At 36.5% G+C, this 17,827-nt stretch carries 17 protein-coding genes; 15 read left to right on the top strand and 2 right to left on the bottom strand.

What is annotated here, in order from left to right:
• Nucleotides 1-168 precede the first annotated feature (168 nt).
• The 6 genes from hisS (at nucleotide 169) to FD31_RS00395 (ending at nucleotide 6,970) form a co-directional block, all read left to right on the top strand.
• Nucleotides 169-1,440 (top strand): histidine--tRNA ligase, encoded by a 1,272-nt coding sequence (gene hisS / locus FD31_RS00420; RefSeq protein ID WP_057890787.1) that lies wholly within the window; start codon nucleotides 169-171, stop codon nucleotides 1,438-1,440.
• Nucleotides 1,441-1,442: 2 nt separating this feature from the next.
• On the top strand, nucleotides 1,443-3,212 hold the full coding sequence (aspS, locus tag FD31_RS00415; RefSeq protein WP_057890786.1) for an aspartate--tRNA ligase: 1,770 nt from the start codon (nucleotides 1,443-1,445) through the stop codon (nucleotides 3,210-3,212).
• A gap of 559 nt (nucleotides 3,213-3,771) precedes the next feature.
• Nucleotides 3,772-4,215, top strand: coding sequence for a peptide-methionine (R)-S-oxide reductase MsrB (gene msrB, locus FD31_RS00410; protein ID WP_057890785.1), 444 nt, complete (start codon nucleotides 3,772-3,774; stop codon nucleotides 4,213-4,215).
• Nucleotides 4,216-4,734, top strand: a complete 519-nt coding sequence (gene msrA, locus FD31_RS00405) for a peptide-methionine (S)-S-oxide reductase MsrA (RefSeq protein ID WP_057890784.1) — start codon at nucleotides 4,216-4,218, stop codon at nucleotides 4,732-4,734.
• A gap of 67 nt (nucleotides 4,735-4,801) precedes the next feature.
• Nucleotides 4,802-5,680: a YitT family protein gene (locus FD31_RS00400; RefSeq protein ID WP_057890783.1), complete on the top strand. Its 879-nt coding sequence runs from the start codon at nucleotides 4,802-4,804 to the stop codon at nucleotides 5,678-5,680.
• A 387-nt stretch (nucleotides 5,681-6,067) separates the two neighbouring features.
• A complete protein-coding gene (locus FD31_RS00395) occupies nucleotides 6,068-6,970 on the top strand; it encodes a deoxyribonuclease IV (RefSeq protein ID WP_057890782.1) in 903 nt (300 codons plus the stop codon).
• 135 nt (nucleotides 6,971-7,105) lie between these two features.
• Here the strand turns inward: FD31_RS00395 and FD31_RS00390 are convergent, their stop codons facing one another.
• Nucleotides 7,106-7,927, bottom strand: a complete 822-nt coding sequence (locus FD31_RS00390) for a pyruvate, water dikinase regulatory protein (protein WP_057890781.1) — start codon at nucleotides 7,925-7,927, stop codon at nucleotides 7,106-7,108.
• 123 nt (nucleotides 7,928-8,050) lie between these two features.
• On the opposite strand from FD31_RS00390, the gene rpsU reads away from it, so the two are divergent.
• From rpsU to glyS, 9 genes are all read left to right on the top strand, one after another.
• The gene (gene rpsU, locus FD31_RS00385; RefSeq protein WP_010019742.1) at nucleotides 8,051-8,233 is read left to right on the top strand and encodes a 30S ribosomal protein S21; all 183 of its coding nucleotides are present in this window, start codon (nucleotides 8,051-8,053) and stop codon (nucleotides 8,231-8,233) included.
• A 418-nt stretch (nucleotides 8,234-8,651) separates the two neighbouring features.
• Nucleotides 8,652-9,629 (top strand): PhoH family protein, encoded by a 978-nt coding sequence (locus FD31_RS00380; RefSeq protein ID WP_057890780.1) that lies wholly within the window; start codon nucleotides 8,652-8,654, stop codon nucleotides 9,627-9,629.
• A gap of 15 nt (nucleotides 9,630-9,644) precedes the next feature.
• A complete protein-coding gene (gene ybeY, locus FD31_RS00375) occupies nucleotides 9,645-10,115 on the top strand; it encodes an rRNA maturation RNase YbeY (RefSeq protein WP_057890779.1) in 471 nt (156 codons plus the stop codon).
• A gap of 141 nt (nucleotides 10,116-10,256) precedes the next feature.
• Nucleotides 10,257-11,246 carry a nucleoid-associated protein gene (locus tag FD31_RS00370; protein ID WP_057890778.1) on the top strand — a complete coding sequence of 330 codons (990 nt, stop codon included), beginning with the start codon at nucleotides 10,257-10,259 and terminating at the stop codon, nucleotides 11,244-11,246.
• A 124-nt stretch (nucleotides 11,247-11,370) separates the two neighbouring features.
• The gene (locus tag FD31_RS00365; RefSeq protein ID WP_083483534.1) at nucleotides 11,371-11,772 is read left to right on the top strand and encodes a cytidine deaminase; all 402 of its coding nucleotides are present in this window, start codon (nucleotides 11,371-11,373) and stop codon (nucleotides 11,770-11,772) included.
• 2 nt (nucleotides 11,773-11,774) lie between these two features.
• Entirely contained in the window at nucleotides 11,775-12,689 is a 915-nt protein-coding gene (gene era / locus FD31_RS00360; RefSeq protein ID WP_057890777.1) for a GTPase Era, read from the top strand.
• Nucleotides 12,689-13,447 carry a DNA repair protein RecO gene (gene recO / locus FD31_RS00355; protein WP_057890776.1) on the top strand — a complete coding sequence of 253 codons (759 nt, stop codon included), beginning with the start codon at nucleotides 12,689-12,691 and terminating at the stop codon, nucleotides 13,445-13,447. The genes era and recO overlap by 1 nt, the downstream gene beginning before the upstream one ends.
• 221 nt (nucleotides 13,448-13,668) lie before the next feature.
• Complete coding sequence (gene glyQ / locus FD31_RS00350) at nucleotides 13,669-14,580, top strand: glycine--tRNA ligase subunit alpha (protein ID WP_057890775.1); 912 nt, start codon at nucleotides 13,669-13,671, stop codon at nucleotides 14,578-14,580.
• Nucleotides 14,573-16,633: a glycine--tRNA ligase subunit beta gene (gene glyS / locus FD31_RS00345; protein ID WP_057890774.1), complete on the top strand. Its 2,061-nt coding sequence runs from the start codon at nucleotides 14,573-14,575 to the stop codon at nucleotides 16,631-16,633. The genes glyQ and glyS overlap by 8 nt, the downstream gene beginning before the upstream one ends.
• A 174-nt stretch (nucleotides 16,634-16,807) precedes the next feature.
• Here the strand turns inward: glyS and FD31_RS00340 are convergent, their stop codons facing one another.
• Complete coding sequence (locus FD31_RS00340) at nucleotides 16,808-17,818, bottom strand: Abi family protein (RefSeq protein ID WP_057890773.1); 1,011 nt, start codon at nucleotides 17,816-17,818, stop codon at nucleotides 16,808-16,810.
• Between the last annotated feature and the right edge of the window lie 9 nt (nucleotides 17,819-17,827).

The raw sequence follows: 17,827 nt of genomic DNA, 5'->3' as shown, positions 1-17,827 counted from the left end.
ATAAATCGTTTTACAGAGAATCTGGTGGCTGAGAGCAGATAACGATTGGTTGTGTGACTTTTTATCGTCTGGCAGGCGTTAACTGCAGCAAAAAAACTAGGTGGTACCGTGCAGAATGCACCCTTGTCTTATTTGGACAAGGGTGTTTTTTATTTAAGGAGGATTTTTATGCGCTATCAAAAACCAAAAGGGACCATGGACATTTTGCCCGGAGAATCCCAAAAGTGGCAATATGTTGAATCAATTGCTCAAGATACCTTTAATAAATACCGTTTTTCCGAAATAAGAACCCCAATCTTTGAATCATACGAGGTCTTTGAAAGATCTTCAGGTGATACATCTGATATTGTTTCAAAGGAAATGTATGATTTTAAAGACAAGGGTGATAGACATTTAGCCTTGAGACCAGAAGGAACAGCCGGTGTTGTTCGTGCATATGTTGAAAATAAACTTTATGGACCAGAACACATCAAGCCTTACAAGGTTTGGTACAAGGGACCAATGTTTAGATATGAACGTCCTCAATCAGGTCGTCAACGTCAATTCCACCAAATCGGTGTTGAAGCGTTTGGTTCTGATTCTCCTGAATTAGATGCTGAAATCATTTCCGTTGGTTTGGAATTCTTAAACCGCTTAGGAATTAAAAATTTGAAAGTTGCTTTGAATACTTTAGGCGATCCTGAATCACGTGCCGCTTATCACAAGGCTTTGGTTGATTACTTTACACCATTTAAAGATCAATTGAGTGATGATTCGAAGATTCGTCTAGATAAGAATCCATTACGTATTCTTGATAGTAAAGATGTCAATGATAAGAAAATCGTTGCTAATGCACCATCAATTTTGGATTACTTGAATGATGCTTCAGCTCAACGTTTTGAATATCTTAAAGGCTTGTTGGATGACCTTGATATTAATTATGAAGTAGATTCAACAATGGTTCGTGGTCTTGATTACTATAACCACACAATTTTTGAATTTATGGTAACTGATCCAGCTTTCGGTAATAAAGAAATTACTGTTTTGGCTGGTGGCCGTTACAACGGTTTAGTTGAAGAACTTGGTGGACCAGAAACACCTGGTATTGGTTTTGGACTTGGTGTGGAACGTTTGATGTTGTTATTGAAGGATGAAGATCTTCCAAGTGCGAATGATCTTGATGTTTACTTAGTAACAATTGGTGAAAAAGCTGAACGTGCTTCAGTGAAAATTCTTTCCAACTTGCGTAGAGCTGGATTCTGTGCAGATAAAGACTATCTACAAAGAAAAATCAAAGCTCAATTCAAGACAGCTAATAATCTAAATGCTAAGTACACTGTAACAATCGGTGATACTGAATTAGAAAATGATACAGCCAACGTCAAAGATATGGCTACTGGGGAACAAGTCAGTGTGTCATTGGAAAACTTAGCTGCAGAATTGAAAAAAATCGAGGGATAAACATGGAAGAAAGAACAGATTATTGTGGCAACATTACTGAAGAGTATGTTGGTAAAAAAGTTTCTTTAGATGGATGGGTTCAACGACGTCGTGACTTAGGTGGTTTGATTTTCGTTGACCTTAGAGATTACAAGGGTATCGTGCAATTGGTATTTAATACTGATAACCAAACTGCACTTGATGCTGCTGAAAATCTTAGATCAGAATACGTAATTAACGTTATCGGTACTGTTAGACTTCGTGGCGAAGGTGCTACTAATGACGACATGAAGACTGGTAAAGTGGAAGTTGTTGTTGAAAAGGTTGAGATTCTTAACAAGTCATTGACACCACCATTCGAAATTAAAGATGGCATCGATTCATCAGAAGAAACTAAATTAAAGTATCGTTACCTTGATTTACGTAGACCTGAAATGCAAAAAGCAATCAGAACTCGTGCTCAAATTAAGCATTCAGTTAACGAATATCTTTATGAGAACGGCTTTATTGACATTGAAACACCTAACTTGACACCATCAACACCAGAAGGTGCTCGTGATTACCTTGTTCCTTCACGTGTTTACCCAGGTCGTTTCTTTGCTCTTCCACAATCACCACAATTGTTCAAGCAGTTATTGATGGTTGGTGGATTTGACCGTTACTTCCAACTAGCACACTGTTTCCGTGATGAAGACCTTCGTGGTGATCGTCAACCAGAATTTACACAAATCGATATCGAAACAAGTTTCATGAGCAAGGAAGAAATCCAAACAGCTACTGAAGGACTTATTGCTCGTGTTATGAAGGATGAAAAGGGTATCGAGGTTAAGACACCATTCCCAAGAATTGACTGGGATGACGCCATGGCTCGCTATGGTTCAGATAAGCCTGATGTACGTTTCGGTATGGAACTACAAGATTTGAACGATGTTTTCCAAGATACTGAATTTAAAGTGTTCAAGGGTACCATTGATAACGGCGGTCAAGTTAAAGCTATCGTTGTCAAGGGTGGCGCTGACAAGTATTCACGTAAGAATATTGAAGCTTATCAAGAATACATCAAACGTTTCGGTGCTAAAGGTTTAGCATGGACGAAATTTAATGACAACGAATTAGCTGGTGGTGTTGCTAAATTTATCAAGCCTCAAGAAGCTGCTTTGGTAGAACGTCTTGGCCTTGAAAATGATGACCTATTACTATTTGTTGCTGACAAGAAAAAGGTTGTTGCAGACGCTTTAGGATACTTGAGAAAAGCTATTGCTAAGGAACAACACTTGTATGATCCTAATGAATTTGCCTTTATCTGGGTTGTTAACTGGCCATTGTTCGAATATGACGAAGGTATCCAACGCTGGACTGCTGCTCACCATCCATTCACAATGCCTAATGAAGAAGATGTTCACTATCTAAACGATGGCGAAGATCCTCACAAGGCATATGCACAAAGTTATGATATCGTTCTAAACGGTTATGAACTTGGTGGTGGCTCAATTCGTATCCATGATTACAAGATTCAAGAAAAGATGTTGAAGGCTTTGGACTTCACTAAAGAAAAAGCTTACGAACAATTTGGTTTCCTATTGGATGCTTTACAATACGGTTGTCCTCCACACGGTGGTTTGGCAATTGGTTTGGATCGTTTCGCAATGTTGCTTTCTGGTAAAGACAATATTCGTGACGTGATCGCATTCCCTAAGAACTCAAATGCTACAGAACCAATGACACATGCTCCACTTGAAGTTGCAAAACAACAATTGGACGATTTGGGAATTGAAGTAAGCAAGAAGGACTAGGGTTTCCGCCTCCAGTTGTGCGGGATTATATCTGCTGTGGGACCGGTCTGAGCCAAGGTCTCAGACCTCGATTTTGAGCTTCGCAAAGAACGCAAATCTCAAAATACGTCCGTTTTGTAAGAACAACTGCGTTGTCCTAACAAAACTATCACTGCTGATAAATCCCGCACAACTTCCGGCTAATTCATTCACTAGTTGAGAATTTATTTAATACTCTAATTAAAATTAAATGATTATGAAAAAAGACTATTTTGGGATTTTACATTCCAGAAATGGTCTTTTTTTGATTTATCTCTAAAATACCAGATTAATAGAATAGTAGAGTACGAATTGTATTTTAGAAAACTTATGATTTGTGACGCGGTGGGTATATTTTTGAATATTTAAAATTATTATAAATACTTTTGTAACAATGCTTATAGACGTCTGTTAGTTGTATGAATAGCACAAATATTTCAGTAGTCTTGTAATCAATTGCATTACATTGTAAGTAAGCAAATAGCTAGAATTAATTGGGTGAAAGCATATACTATTTTGTATATAGAGAAGGAGTGATTTGATGTCAGAGGAGTACAAAAAAGACTTAACTGGTCTTACTGATGAGGAATATCAAGTAACTCAACATGCTGCCACGGAACGTCCTTTTAGTGGAAAATATGATGATTTTTACAAAAAGGGTATTTATGTTGATGTTGCTAGTGGCGAACCGCTGTTTTCATCAGCTAAAAAATATGACGCTGGTTGTGGTTGGCCGTCATTTACAGAACCAATCGCCAAGTTGAAAGAACATCGTGATAGTTCCTTCGGTATGGAGCGGACGGAAGTTACTAGTAAAGCTGCTGGATCACATTTGGGTCATGTTTTTACGGATGGCCCTTTAGCTCAAGGTGGGTTACGTTATTGTATCAATTCAGCATCTTTGAAATTTATTCCCTATGAAGAAATGACTGAAAAAGGTTATGCTGATTACATAAAATATGTTGAAGATGGGGATGCTGAATAAATGAAGAAAGAAACTGCAATTTTTGCTGGAGGTTGTTTCTGGTGTATGGTTCAACCTTTTGACGAACAACCAGGAATTATTTCAGTAGTATCAGGTTACTGTGGTGGACATGTTGCTAATCCAACATACGAACAAGTCTGTACAGAAACAACTGGTCACGCTGAATCAGTTGAGATAACTTACGATGCTGATATCGTGTCATATCAAGATTTAGTTGAATTGTATTGGCAAATTGCTGATCCAACTGATGCTATGGGTCAGTTTCAGGACCGTGGCGATAGCTATCGACCAGTTATTTTTTACCAAAATGAATCACAAAAAGAAATTGCTGAAGCTTCTAAAAAAGTTTTGAGTGAATCGGGAGAATTTAGTGATCCAATCGTTACGAAAATCCAACCAGCAACAACTTTTTATCCAGCTGAAGACTATCATCAAGACTTTTATAAGAAGAATCCTGAGCGCTTTGAACTTGAAGAGAGTGCCGGTCGAGCTGATTTCATGAAAAAACATCGGAAATAGGCTGAAAATACTGCTATTTGTGCTAATATGTTTAGGTAACTTATGACGACTAGGAGAATTTTTTAGTATGGGTGAATTAGATAAGCTGATTGAAAGACATCAGAACTTATCCAAAATTTCAATAGCATTTTTATATTCAATTGCTGTTTCGATTGCGGTTAATATGTTCTGGACACCGGGCGGTATTTATGGTTCTGGTGTAACTGGTGCTGCGCAATTGATTTCAACGATTTCGCATCGCTGGCTGCCATTTAATTTATCGACTGCTGTGATGTATTTTGCATTAAACGCACCATTATTCGTTTTGTCTTGGCGAAAGATTGATCACAAATTTACGATTTTTACCATAATTGCGGTTGCTCTAGCCAGTATGATGATGCATTTATTACCACCAGTTAAAATTACGGCTGATCCGTTGGTCTGTGCCATTTTTGGTGCGGTTGCCAATGGGTTTGGTACCGGGATGGCTCTGAGAAACGGGATATCTACTGGTGGTATCGATATTTTGGGAATTATTTTACGTAAGAAGACTGGTAAAAGTGTTGGAACAATTAACATTATGTTCAATATTTTTATCGTTGCTTGTGCAGGTTTTCTGTTCGGCTGGGTCCATGCGCTTTATAGTGCGGTCAGTATCTTCATCAATGGTCAAGTTATTGATATGATTTATAACAAGGATCAAAAACTTCAAGTTATGATTGTTACTTCTAAACCTAAAAACGTTATTACACAAATTCAAAATGAAATGCGCCGTGGTATTACGATTGTTCATGATGCTGAAGGTGCTTATAAGCACGAAGAAAAAACAATTCTATTTACCGTTATCTCACGTTCAGAACTACATGATTTGGAAAATGCGATGGCATTGTCTGATCAACATGCGTTCGTAAGTGTTACGGATACGATTACAATCATGGGAAGGTTTTATCAAGCACACATATATTAATTACAAAAGTGAAATCAATTTGGTTTCACTTTTTTTGTTGCCGTTTTTTGGTATGCTAGCGCGTGGTGCTAGTTAAATATGCCACCTCCAGGAACAAGAAATTTAGGTCGCTATGGGGACCGAGTCGAGCCAAGGTCTCGCCTCTCGATTTTGAACCTCGCAAAATACGCGAGTTTCAAAACTCGTCCCGTGGTGTAAGCACTAAAGTGCTAACGCCACCTTCACAGCGACCTAAATTCTTGTTCCTTCCGGCTAGTTATTCGTTGTTTTTTATTTTGAAGTGTAGAATAACATTTTTTATAGATTATTTCTCGATTCTGGAGACGGTATAACTAGCACAACGCGTTATGCTATAATTTTGGTAGTTAAATTCAGGGAGGTTTTTTGATGATAATTGGATCACATGTTGCAATGAAAGCACCCAAAATGTTAGTTGGTTCAGCTGAAGAAGCACACAGCTATGGAGCTAACGCAATGATGATTTTTACTGGTGCACCTCAAAACACACGTCGTAAGGACGTTTCTGAAATGAAAATTCCAGAAGGTCAAAAACTTTTAAAAGAGTATGGCATTGATCACATAATTGGTCACGCACCATATATCGTTAACCTTGGTAATACTGTTAAACCTGACAAATTACCATTTGGTATTTCCTTTATGCACGATGAATTTATGCGCGCTGATGCTTTAGGTATCGAAGCAATTAGTTTTCATCCTGGTGCCCATTTGAAGGCTGGTCCCGAAGTTGCTTTAAAACAAATTGGTCAAGCGTTGAATGAAGCTATCATGCCAGATCAAAAAGTTAGTGTTGCGATTGAAACGATGGCTGGTAAGGGAACTGAAGTCGGAATAACTTTTGAACAAATTGCTGAAATTTTTGATAACTGCCAACAAAATGATAAATTATCAGTCACGATGGACACTTGTCATATGAGCGATGCTGGTTACGATGTAAAAAATGATTTCGATGGTGTTTTGAATGAATTTGATCATATTATCGGTTTAGACAAATTATCAGTAATTCATTTGAATGATTCCAAGAATGAAATGGGATCTCATAAAGATCGTCACACCAATATCGGTTTCGGTACAATTGGATTTGATGCTTTGAGTTATGTAGCTAATCACCCACAGTTGGAAAATATCCCTAAGATTATGGAAACACCCTATGTTAAGAAAGATGAGAATGACAAAAAGGGGGTTGCTCCATATAAGGCTGAAATTGAAATGCTAAGAAATAATAAGTTTGATCCAGAAATGAGGGAGAATTTGTTGGCTGGCAAGTATTAAACAGGTTTTACTGTCTCCAGAATCGAGAAATATTTGCTAGATGTGCAGACTAGTTTTTGGAATTTTAACAAAAAAGATTCAGACAATTGTAAAAAAATGTCTGAATCTTTTTAATTTTGATTAGTTATGTCTCAACTAGCTATTTTGATAGCCATTAAAGTGGAGCTTTTCCATAATAATGGCAGCTGTCTCTTCAATTGAACGGTCAGCTACGTTGATTACAGGGCAACCGAGTTCGTTATAAATTTCGTTTGAATAGTCTAATTCTTTTTTGATTTCGTCACTGTCAGAATAAGTTGTATCTGGATCTAATCCGTAAGCAATCATTCTTTGACGGCGAATTTTAAGTAAAACGTTCGTATCATTTGTCAAGCCGATGATTTTTTTCTTGTCAACGCTCCATAATTGCTCTGGGAGGTTTGTTGTAGGGCCAAGTGGTAGATTAGCTACCTTAATGTTTTTATTGGCTAGATAGAGCGAGAGGGGTGTTTTAGAAGTTCTAGAGATTCCAAGTAAGACTAAATCTGCTTCTAGGAGACCCTTTGGATTTTGACCATCGTCATTAGTGATTGTAAATTCCATGGCTGAGATCATATCAAAGTAATTTTTATCAAGTTCGTGTAACAAACCTTTTTTACGTAAAGGTGTTTGGTGAGTCATCTGGGAGAAAGTTCCGATAATGGGGTTTAAAATATCGTAATAAACGATTCCATTATCTTGGCAAAATTCATTGATCTTTTCACAGATTTCTTTTGAGACAATTGTATGCAAAACCACTGCATGCTTGTCTTTTGCCATCGCTAGGATGTTATCTAGCTGAATATCTTTTTTTATAAATGGATATTTTGTAAATGTGGTATCCATCTCGGGAAATTGGATAAATGCTGCTCTAGCAACTCTCAAAGCAGTTTCTCCGACACCGTCAGAGAGAACAAAAACGTCTAATTTCTGTTTCATAATAAATTCCTCCAAAAAAATGTAAAAAAATATTTGAACATTAGCTTCTTTTTGTTATAATAACATATGAACTGCTAGAGCAATAGTACAGTTACGTTAAAAATCGGAAGGAGGGATTATCATATGGCAAAAACCGTCGTTCGTGAAAACGAGTCGCTTGATGATGCTCTTCGTCGATTCAAACGTTCCGTTTCAAAGAGTGGTACTCTTCAAGAATATAGAAAACGTGAGTTTTACGAAAAGCCAAGTGTCAAGAGAAAGCTTAAGTCAGAGGCTGCTCGTAAGCGCAATAAGAAACGTCGTTAAATCGATAGTTAAACTTAAAAAGTCCAAACAAGCAATTTGCTTGCTGGGCTTTTTTTATGTTTAAATTCAATTTTATATGAAAAATGATGATAATGAAATAAAGAAAGCAAATTTCGGTAGTTTTAAAATCAATTTTTTTGCTCCCAATAAATTAATAAAACTCATTTGAATTAATTGGCTTTAATGAGTTGGAAATTGCTTATCTGAAAGGTTGTTTGACTGGCTCAGTTATATTTCACTAGCATAATTAGAGTGGTAAAATAATAATAATCGGGATAAAGCTTTTGTAGGTATATTGAAAGCTATGAGTGGGGCGTTAATTTATTTTTTAGTAAATTACTATTTTGAGCCCATTCAACAGTTGTAATAACATAGATATGCTATCATTCATAGTAATACACGGGAGGGTCGAACTTTATTGACAGAAAACGTTGAACAAATTAAAAAGAGCATTCAAATCAAAAATCCTCAAAATGCGGTTAACCTCTTTGGCGTTAATGACAGTAACTTGCATTTGATCGAGGAAGGTTTAGATGTCCAGATTCACGCATTTGGCGATCAACTAGATGTAACTGGCGTTGAGGCTAATGTCAACAGCGCTACAGCATTACTTAGAAAATTAATGGAATTAGTTCAAACTGGAGTAAGTCTCGGTGCAGCTGATGTTGTCAGTGGCTTAAAGATGGTTGAACGTGGTACCTTAGATTACTTTGGCGATCTTTATAAAGATGAGCTGATTAAAGATTTTAGTGGTAAACCTGTTCGAGTAAGAAACTTTGGACAAAGACAGTATGTTAATGCTATCAATCATAATGATATTACTTTCGGAATTGGACCTGCTGGTACAGGTAAAACTTATTTAGCTGTCGTTATGGCAGTTGCCGCTTTGAAACAAGGTACTGTTCAAAGAATTATTTTGACTCGTCCAGCTGTTGAAGCAGGTGAAAGCTTAGGTTTCCTACCGGGTGACTTGAAAGAAAAAGTTGATCCATACATGAGACCAATTTACGATGCTTTGTATGCTATTATGGGTTCAGACCATACAAGCCGTCTACTTGAACGTGGCGTGATCGAAGTTGCTCCTCTAGCTTATATGAGAGGTCGGACTTTGGATGAAGCCTTTGTCATTTTGGATGAGGCTCAAAACACGACTCGTGAACAAATGAAGATGTTTTTGACACGTTTAGGCTTTGGTTCAAAAATGATTGTTAACGGTGATATTTCACAAATTGATTTGCCTGGACACACTCGTAGTGGGTTAGTTCAAGCACAACACATTTTGACGAATTTACCACATGTTGAATTTGTTAACTTTAGTTCAGCTGATGTTGTTAGACATCCAGTTGTTGCTGAAATTATCGATGCTTATGAAGATTCAGACAAAATTGAAAAATAATTACTGGGGATTATTATGGACTTAGAAATTTATAATGATGATAATTTAATTGATCAAACACGTGAAAATTGGGTTAAGGATATTGTCCAATTCACATTCAATAAATTAGATTTAAAAGACAATACACAATTGTCGATTCACTTTGTAACAAAAGACAAGATTCACGAAATCAACAAGGAATATCGTGATACTGACCGCGCAACCGATGTAATCAGTTTTGCTATCAACGATGGTGAAGATTCATTGGATTACTTGGAAGCACAAATTCCTGATTTGCCAGTTGATTTAGGTGATTTGTTTATCAGCGTCGAAATAGTTGATGAACATGCTAAGGATTACGAGCATTCATTTGATCGCGAACTAGGTTACACAATCGTTCATGGTATTTTACACTTGAATGGCTATGACCACATTAAACCTGAAGAAGAGAAGGTTATGATTGGTTTGCAAGAAAAAATTCTAAGTGCTTATGGTTTAGAAAAATAAATCGAACAGAGGGGATTGTGATCCCTAGTTCAAAAAGAAATCCGTAAAACTGGGTTTCTTTTTTTATGCCTCATTAATTGGAGTGTTGTTTTTTTACTAAAATTGAATTTCAATACGAGTAGTTGGTAGAGAGGAAAACTAATGAAAATTCTAAACGTAATTGACCATATCTTGGACAAGGATTCTGGCAACGTGGTGTTGTCGCAAAAGAAGATTTCTCAGAGCAATCTTGAAGTTTCTAAGTATGTTGAAAAAGTAATCGATAAATTTGAAAATAGTGAATATGTGGAGCTAGATTTATCACGAGTTCCGATGCTTGAGCAGTTTTGGAATGGCCGTGAAGAATTTCAACAACTAACGGAAAAGTTTGCCTTGGATTACTTTGAAGCTATTAAGGCAAATGAAAAAATTCCTGGCGGCGACTTATTATTCTTTAATGTTGAACTTGATGATTTGGGCCCAGTGATTGGGATTGCCAAGTTGGACTATACTAAGCGTTATATTCATAACGTTGAGTATGACGAGGATGTTTTGGTGAATAACATCATTCAAAACAACAGTATTTTGCCCTCGCCTGGACAAGGCGTCAAAAATATGATTTTGATTGACGCCAAAAAAGTAAAAATTCGTGAGCAACAATATACTGGTGAAAGCGGTAAATGGTTGATGTCAAGGGATTTTCTTGAAGTTAAAGCAATACCAAGTAAGGTATCAACCAATGTTAAACAGATTAAGAAATCAATTCAAAAAATTTCTGAAAAATATGATGACGCAGATGACTTTGTGATTACTTCTAAAACGCAGCAGGCAATCCATGATAGTCTCGAGACAGATGGTGTGATTGACAATGATTACATTGCTGATGTGGTGTTTGAGCAAAAAGAAGACGCTAAAGCAGAGTTCAAGGATCAACTGTCCAAGAAAGCTATTGATCCAGTTGTGACAGTGCCAAATATCAATTATTTTGAAAAAAAATATGAGCGACAAAAGATTAAGCTAGACAATGGTATCGAAATCAATATACCAATAAGTTTATTGAAAAATAGGGATGCAATTGAATTTGAAACGAATCCGGATGGCAGTAACTCAGTTGTGATTAAGAATGTGGGAAGTTTGAAGAACAATTTTTAGAGATTTTACTGGAGAAGTTGATTCGTCAGTGCATGTTTCTGAGTTTTATTTCAAATTCTTTTTTTTAAACAATCATCTGTATTATAATTATTAACTGAGATACACAAAAAAGGAGACTGATCTAGTGGAAATTACTGAAAAGCAATTATTTGATGTCGCAAGCCAAGCTATGGAAAATGCCTATGCCCCTTATTCACATTACACGGTTGGAGCAGCCGTTCTCTGTGACGATGGAAAGATTTATTCTGGTGTTAACGTTGAAAATGCCTCATATGGATTAACGAACTGTGCTGAACGAACGGCTATTTTTAAGGCTGTTTCTGAAGGTGCTAAGCACGTTTCAAAGATTGTGATAACTAATGGGACTCAAGAACTATCAAAGCCCTGTGGCGCTTGTCGTCAAGTTATGAGCGAATTTATGGATTCAGACGATATCGTCTTTTTAGCAAACAAAACAAATGATTTCAAAGAATATACTTTTAAAGAAATTTTGCCACTAGCATTCAGTGATAAGGACATGGATTAATTATGGATAATAAAAATTACAAATCAGGTTTCGTTGCCATTATTGGACGCCCCAATGTTGGTAAATCAACTTTTATGAACCGGATTATTAAAGAACAAATTGCCATCACATCACCAAAGGCACAAACAACTAGAAATAAGATTCAAGGAATTTATACTGACAATGAACGTCAAATTATTTTCTTGGATACACCTGGTATTCACAAACCTCACAATGATTTGGATCAATATATGGATAAAGCTGCCATTTCAGCTCTAAAAGAAGTTGATGCAGTTCTATTTATGACTGAAGCCGGTGAACAAGCAGGACCTGGTGATAAATTCATCATTGAAGAATTAAAGAAAGTTAAAGCACCAGTCTTTCTAGTTCTAAACAAAATTGATTTGATCAACCCAGATGAAATGGCTCCACAAATTGATGAATACAAAGATTTGATGGATTTTGCCGAAATTATTCCTATTTCGGCAACAAACGGTAATAATATTGATGATTTGATCGATACTTTGACAAAACATTTACCAGTTGGACCACAATATTATGCTGATGACCAAATTACTGATCACCCCGAATACTTTATCGTCGGAGAATTGATCCGTGAAAAGATATTGGAAGATACTCGTGATGAAATTCCTCACTCAATTGCGGTCGTTGTTGAATCAATGAATCAACGTAGCGAGGCTGGAAAACTTCAAATTGAGGCTAATATTTACGTTGAACGTGAGAGCCAAAAGCCAATCGTTATTGGTCGTGGTGGAGCAATGTTGAAGAATATTGGTATTGGCTCACGTATTAAGATTGAACATTTGCTTGGTGAAAAAATCAACTTGAAACTTTGGGTTCGTGTTAAGAAGAATTGGCGTGATGACAAGGCCTTCTTGGCAAGTGCAGGATATTCAATGAAAGACATTAAAGATTAATGGCAAACACGCCAACTAATTTTTTTGGTATTGTCGTACGTCGTCAACGCTATAAGGAACGGGATGCACTGGTAACTATTTTGACACGAGAGTATGGCTTTAAAACATTTCTTGTTCGCAGTACGCAAACGGCTAAGTCAAAAATATCAGGCTCCGTTATTACGTTCTCGTATGGTGAATATTCCGGAATTGTTAAAAATGACGGTTTATCGTATTTAAATTCTGCAAGTAACATCAAACAGTTCAATGAAATCATGCAAGACATCGAATTAAATGCTTATGCGACATTTTTATTCGATTTGTATCACGAAGCATTTGTCGATGATCCAGTTCCAGATCGATGGTATCGGCAGTTGTTTAAGGCTTTGTTGTATATCGAAAATGGTTATGATGCTCAAATTATTGTCAATATTATGCAAATGAAATTGCTCGAAGCATTTGGGGTTGAACCAAACATGGACGCTTGTGTTGTCGGTGGGGAAACAGAAGGCAATTTTGACTTCTCAGTTCTTCTAGGTGGTTTGTTGTGTTCAAAACATTTTGATAGTGATATTCATCGACTACATATACCCAAACGAATCGTTTATTTTTTACGACTATTCAGTAAAATCGGCTTAGATCAAGTTGGTAAGATTGAAATCAAAGAAAATAATAAAGACCTAATTCAGCATGCAATCGATGCAATTTATTTAGGAACAGTCGGATATTATCCTAAAAGTAAAACGTTCATAGATAAAATGAAACGCTGGCACTTGTAATTGACAATCGTTACAAAAATGGTTATATTGATGTATGTTGAAACAGCGACGGAGAATAGTGAAAGCTTCGATTAGATTTATGGCGTACAATTAAATCGAATATAAAAGTGCAGGACTTCGGTCCTGAATTAGGGTGGAACCGCGAATACTCGTCCCTTGCAGAAAGTGCCTAAGTGTACACTGCAAGGGATTTTTTTGTGTTCTGCCTGAAGGGAGAAAAAATGGTAAAGAAGTTAAATGTTCAAAATATGATTCTCACACTTCAAAAATTTTGGGGTGATAAAGGTTGTATGTTGATGCAAGCATACGATACAGAAAAAGGTGCCGGAACAATGAGTCCTTACACATTTTTACGTGCAATCGGACCAGAACCTTGGAATGCAGCTTACGTTGAACCTTCAAGACGTCCTGCTGATGGTCGTTATGGTGAAAACCCTAATCGTTTGTATCAACACCACCAATTCCAAGTTGTTATGAAGCCAGCTCCAGAAAATATCCAAGAATATTACCTAGATTCATTACGTGCTTTAGGTATTGAACCTTTGGAACATGATATTCGTTTCGTTGAAGATAACTGGGAGAACCCATCAATGGGTTGTGCCGGTGTTGGTTGGGAAGTTTGGCTAGATGGTATGGAAGTTTCTCAATTTACATACTTCCAACAAGTTGGTGGACTACAATGTCACCCAACAACTAGTGAAATTACTTATGGTGTTGAACGTTTGGCTTCATACATCCAAGACGTAAACTCAGTTTATGATTTGGAATGGGGTGATGGTGTTCTTTATGGAGATATCTTCAAAGAACCTGAATACGAACACTCAAAATACTCATTTGAAGAAAGTAATCAAGATATGTTATTCACATTCTTTGATGCTTATGAAAAAGAAGCAAATCGCTTGATGGATCTAGGTTTGGTTCACCCAGCTTACGATTACATCTTGAAATGTTCACATACATTTAACTTACTTGACGCTCGTGGAGCTGTTTCAGTTACTGAACGTGCTGCATTCTTGTCACGTATTAGAAAGATGGCTCACAAGGTAGCTAAAGCCTTCGTTGAAGAAAGAAAGAAACGTGGCTTCCCACTTTTGGCAAATAGCGAAGCAGCAAAGGAGATCAAAAATGACTAAAAATTACTTACTAGAAATCGGTTTGGAAGAAATGCCAGCCCATGTTGTCACAAAGAGTGTTAATCAATTTGCTCAAAGAGCTGAAAAATTTCTCAAGGAAAACCGTATTTCATTTGACTCCGTTGAAAAGTTCTCAACTCCAAGACGTTTAACAATTTTGGTTAAGGGTATTGCTGAAAAGCAAACTGATATTGATGTTAAGGCTAAAGGCCCTTCAAAGAAAATTGCTCAAGATGCTGATGGTAACTGGACTAAGGCTGCCCAAGGATTTGCCCGTGGACAGGGAATGACACCAGATGATATCTTCTTTGAAGAATTAAAGGGCGTTGAATATGCTTATATTCAAAAACACGAAGACGGTCAAAAAGTTGAAACTGTTTTAAGCCATATGGATGAAGTTATCAAGGCTATCACTTTCCCAACTAGAATGCGCTGGGGTTCATATGATTTCGAATATATTCGTCCAATTCACTGGTTAGTTTCACTACTTGGTACTGAAGAAGTTCCTGTTAAAATTCTTGATATCACATCAGGCCGCATGACACGTGGACACAGATTCCTTGGTGAGGACGTTGAAATTGACGATGCTGATAATTATGTCGCAAAACTTAAGTCACAATTTGTAATTGTTGATGCTAAAGAACGTAAACAAATTATTTCTGACCAAATTGCTAAAATCGCAGCAGATCATGATTGGGATATCGATGTAGATCCTGATTTGCTTGAAGAAGTTAACAATCTAGTTGAGTTCCCAACAACTTTTGCCGGTTCATTTGATAAGAAGTATTTGGAAATCCCCGAAGAAGTTCTAATTACTTCAATGAAGGATAACCAAAGATACTTCTACGTTCGTGATCAAGCTGGCAAACTTGCACCATACTTTATTGGTGTAAGAAATGGTAATACTGAACATATCGAAAATGTTATTCGTGGTAACGAAAAAGTGCTTGTGGCTCGTCTTGAAGATGCTGATTTCTTCTTTAAAGAAGACCAAAAGAAGACGATTGCTGATTATGTTGAAAAGCTTAAGTCAGTTAACTTCCACGTTAAGATCGGTACTATGTATGAAAAAATGGCTCGTGTTCACCAAATTGCAGAACATTTAGCTAAATTATTCAAACTTGATGCAACTGAAACAAAAGATTTACTACGTGCCAGTGATATTTACAAGTTTGATCTTGTTACAAGTATGGTTGAAGAATTCCCTGAACTACAAGGTGTTATGGGTGAGAAGTATGCCGAAATCATGGGTGAAACTAAGGCAGTTGCCCAAGCCGTTCGTGAACACTACATGCCAATCTCAGCTGAGGGAGCATTACCTGCAAGTAAAGTTGGTGCTGCTTTAGCCATTGCTGATAAGATTGATTCATTAGTAACATTTTATGCAGTTGACCTAATTCCTAGTGGTTCAAATGATCCATATGCTTTGCGTCGTCAAGCTTATGGTATTGTTAGAATTCTTGATAATTATCAATGGTCAATGAATCTTGAAGACTTACAAGACTTCTTGAAGGCCAACTTAACAGTTCCTGCTAAACTAGATCTTGGCAAGAATGAAAAAGCAATCAACGAATTCATGATTGATCGTGTTCGTCAATTGTTGAACCAAAAAGATATTCGAAATGACATCGTTGACGCCGTAGCTTCAGGTTCAAATGTTGATCCAATCGCGATGATCGATGTTGCTGAAGTACTACAAAACCACGTTAAAGATGATGACTTCAAGGTTGTCATGGAAGCACTTGGTAGAATCGTTAACTTATCTAAGAAAGCTACGTTTGGTTACTCAGATGATTTAACAGTTGATGATAGCCTGTTCGAAAATCCTTCAGAATCACAATTGAAAGAAAAAGTAGCCAAAGTCAACGACGATAATGCTGAAGACTTATTCAAACAATTGGCAGCTTTACGTCCAGTTATCGATTCATACTTCGATGAAAATATGATCATGGCTAAAGATGAAAAAGTTAAGAACAACCGTTTGACACAATTAGTTATTGCTAACCATTTGATTGCTAACTTGGGTGATTTGTCTAAGATTGTTACCAAATAATTTAGATAATTGTGGTAATGACGGGTTCATCATCATGCTGCGAACCCATGATTTAAAAATGCTAATTTAATTTATAGGTTTTTATATGATTACCGAAAAAAGAACCATCACAGAAATTAAAAATTTCTTGTGATGGTTCTTTTTGTCTAAGACTTTGCTCAAGATTACCTAAAGCTATTTATGTTTGAGTGTTAAATTTATTTCAGTTAAGTTTAGTTCCATCTCTGAATTCAAAAAGCTTAAATCCAAAGGATAAAGGTTTAAATACTCGTTGATGTGAACCGTTAACCATGACAGTAGAGAATAGTAGCAATCAGAGTTTTCTACTATTTTTAAGCAGCACAACAATGTACCAATGCTACTTCTCCCCAGACCATGATTAAAATCGTCGTGAGATTCCTTTATAATATTGGGATATAATAATTTTGAATATCTGAGACCAAATTTATTACTTTTTTGATTGTACACACGATCACCATGTGATGCATGATTTCTGTAAAAAAGTGCTAATGATAGTAAATCTCCAAATGCTTGTCTGACGTGAAAATCATTATCTATAACTGGTATTAATTGATAATCTAGTGAAAATATTTTTGAGACTACCTTATCTCTAACATTTTGTTTACTTAATTTGTATAAAAAAATACTTTGTCCAAAGGACAGGCCTTTAACAGTAATCCAAGGTGGAACATTTCCATGTTCTTCCCGATAATGTTTATAAGGTTCGTACTCATTATATTTGATAATAAAATTTAATTTCCAAAGTAAACGGTCTCTGTCTGTTTCTGAACCGCCATTTCTCTTTCTATGTGCTTCGCCCACATCATAATGTGAAATTTGAGTATACTTAGAATCGTTATCAGAATATTCTTCAGAGATAGCGTAGGCCAGAGCTTGTTTGAATGATAGCTCGAAATCCTCTAGAGAATTTTTAATATCTCCACGGATGTTTTTGTCTAATTTGTATAGAGCATATATATGTTCAAAAGTAGTGTTTGGCAAGAATCCCTCATTATCATTAGAACTATTGACGAGAAATTTGTCTTTATAACCATTGATTATTTCGTAATACCCATACCGAAACAACATGGATTTTGCTGTGTCCTCATTTTCGAAAACAAGATTTCTGGATTTAAGTAGTGATATCTGTTCTTCAATCGTTTTAAATGGTTTATCGTTACTCAATATTATTCT

Source organism: Companilactobacillus nantensis DSM 16982 (assembly GCF_001435815.1).
Taxonomy (GTDB): Bacteria; Bacillota; Bacilli; order Lactobacillales; family Lactobacillaceae; genus Companilactobacillus; species Companilactobacillus nantensis.
Note: the sequence above shows the minus strand (reverse complement) of the source record. Positions and strands in the feature narration are given on the sequence as shown.

Coding starts and splice junctions, on each gene's coding strand:
- glyQ (WP_057890775.1), top strand. CDS start 13,669: ATGGTAAAGAAGTTAAATGTTCAAAATATGATTCTCACACTTCAAAAA.
- aspS (WP_057890786.1), top strand. CDS start 1,443: ATGGAAGAAAGAACAGATTATTGTGGCAACATTACTGAAGAGTATGTT.
- FD31_RS00400 (WP_057890783.1), top strand. CDS start 4,802: ATGGGTGAATTAGATAAGCTGATTGAAAGACATCAGAACTTATCCAAA.
- FD31_RS00390 (WP_057890781.1), bottom strand. CDS start 7,927: ATGAAACAGAAATTAGACGTTTTTGTTCTCTCTGACGGTGTCGGAGAA.
- FD31_RS00370 (WP_057890778.1), top strand. CDS start 10,257: ATGAAAATTCTAAACGTAATTGACCATATCTTGGACAAGGATTCTGGC.
- hisS (WP_057890787.1), top strand. CDS start 169: ATGCGCTATCAAAAACCAAAAGGGACCATGGACATTTTGCCCGGAGAA.
- msrA (WP_057890784.1), top strand. CDS start 4,216: ATGAAGAAAGAAACTGCAATTTTTGCTGGAGGTTGTTTCTGGTGTATG.
- rpsU (WP_010019742.1), top strand. CDS start 8,051: ATGGCAAAAACCGTCGTTCGTGAAAACGAGTCGCTTGATGATGCTCTT.
- ybeY (WP_057890779.1), top strand. CDS start 9,645: ATGGACTTAGAAATTTATAATGATGATAATTTAATTGATCAAACACGT.
- era (WP_057890777.1), top strand. CDS start 11,775: ATGGATAATAAAAATTACAAATCAGGTTTCGTTGCCATTATTGGACGC.
- glyS (WP_057890774.1), top strand. CDS start 14,573: ATGACTAAAAATTACTTACTAGAAATCGGTTTGGAAGAAATGCCAGCC.
- msrB (WP_057890785.1), top strand. CDS start 3,772: ATGTCAGAGGAGTACAAAAAAGACTTAACTGGTCTTACTGATGAGGAA.
- FD31_RS00395 (WP_057890782.1), top strand. CDS start 6,068: ATGATAATTGGATCACATGTTGCAATGAAAGCACCCAAAATGTTAGTT.
- recO (WP_057890776.1), top strand. CDS start 12,689: ATGGCAAACACGCCAACTAATTTTTTTGGTATTGTCGTACGTCGTCAA.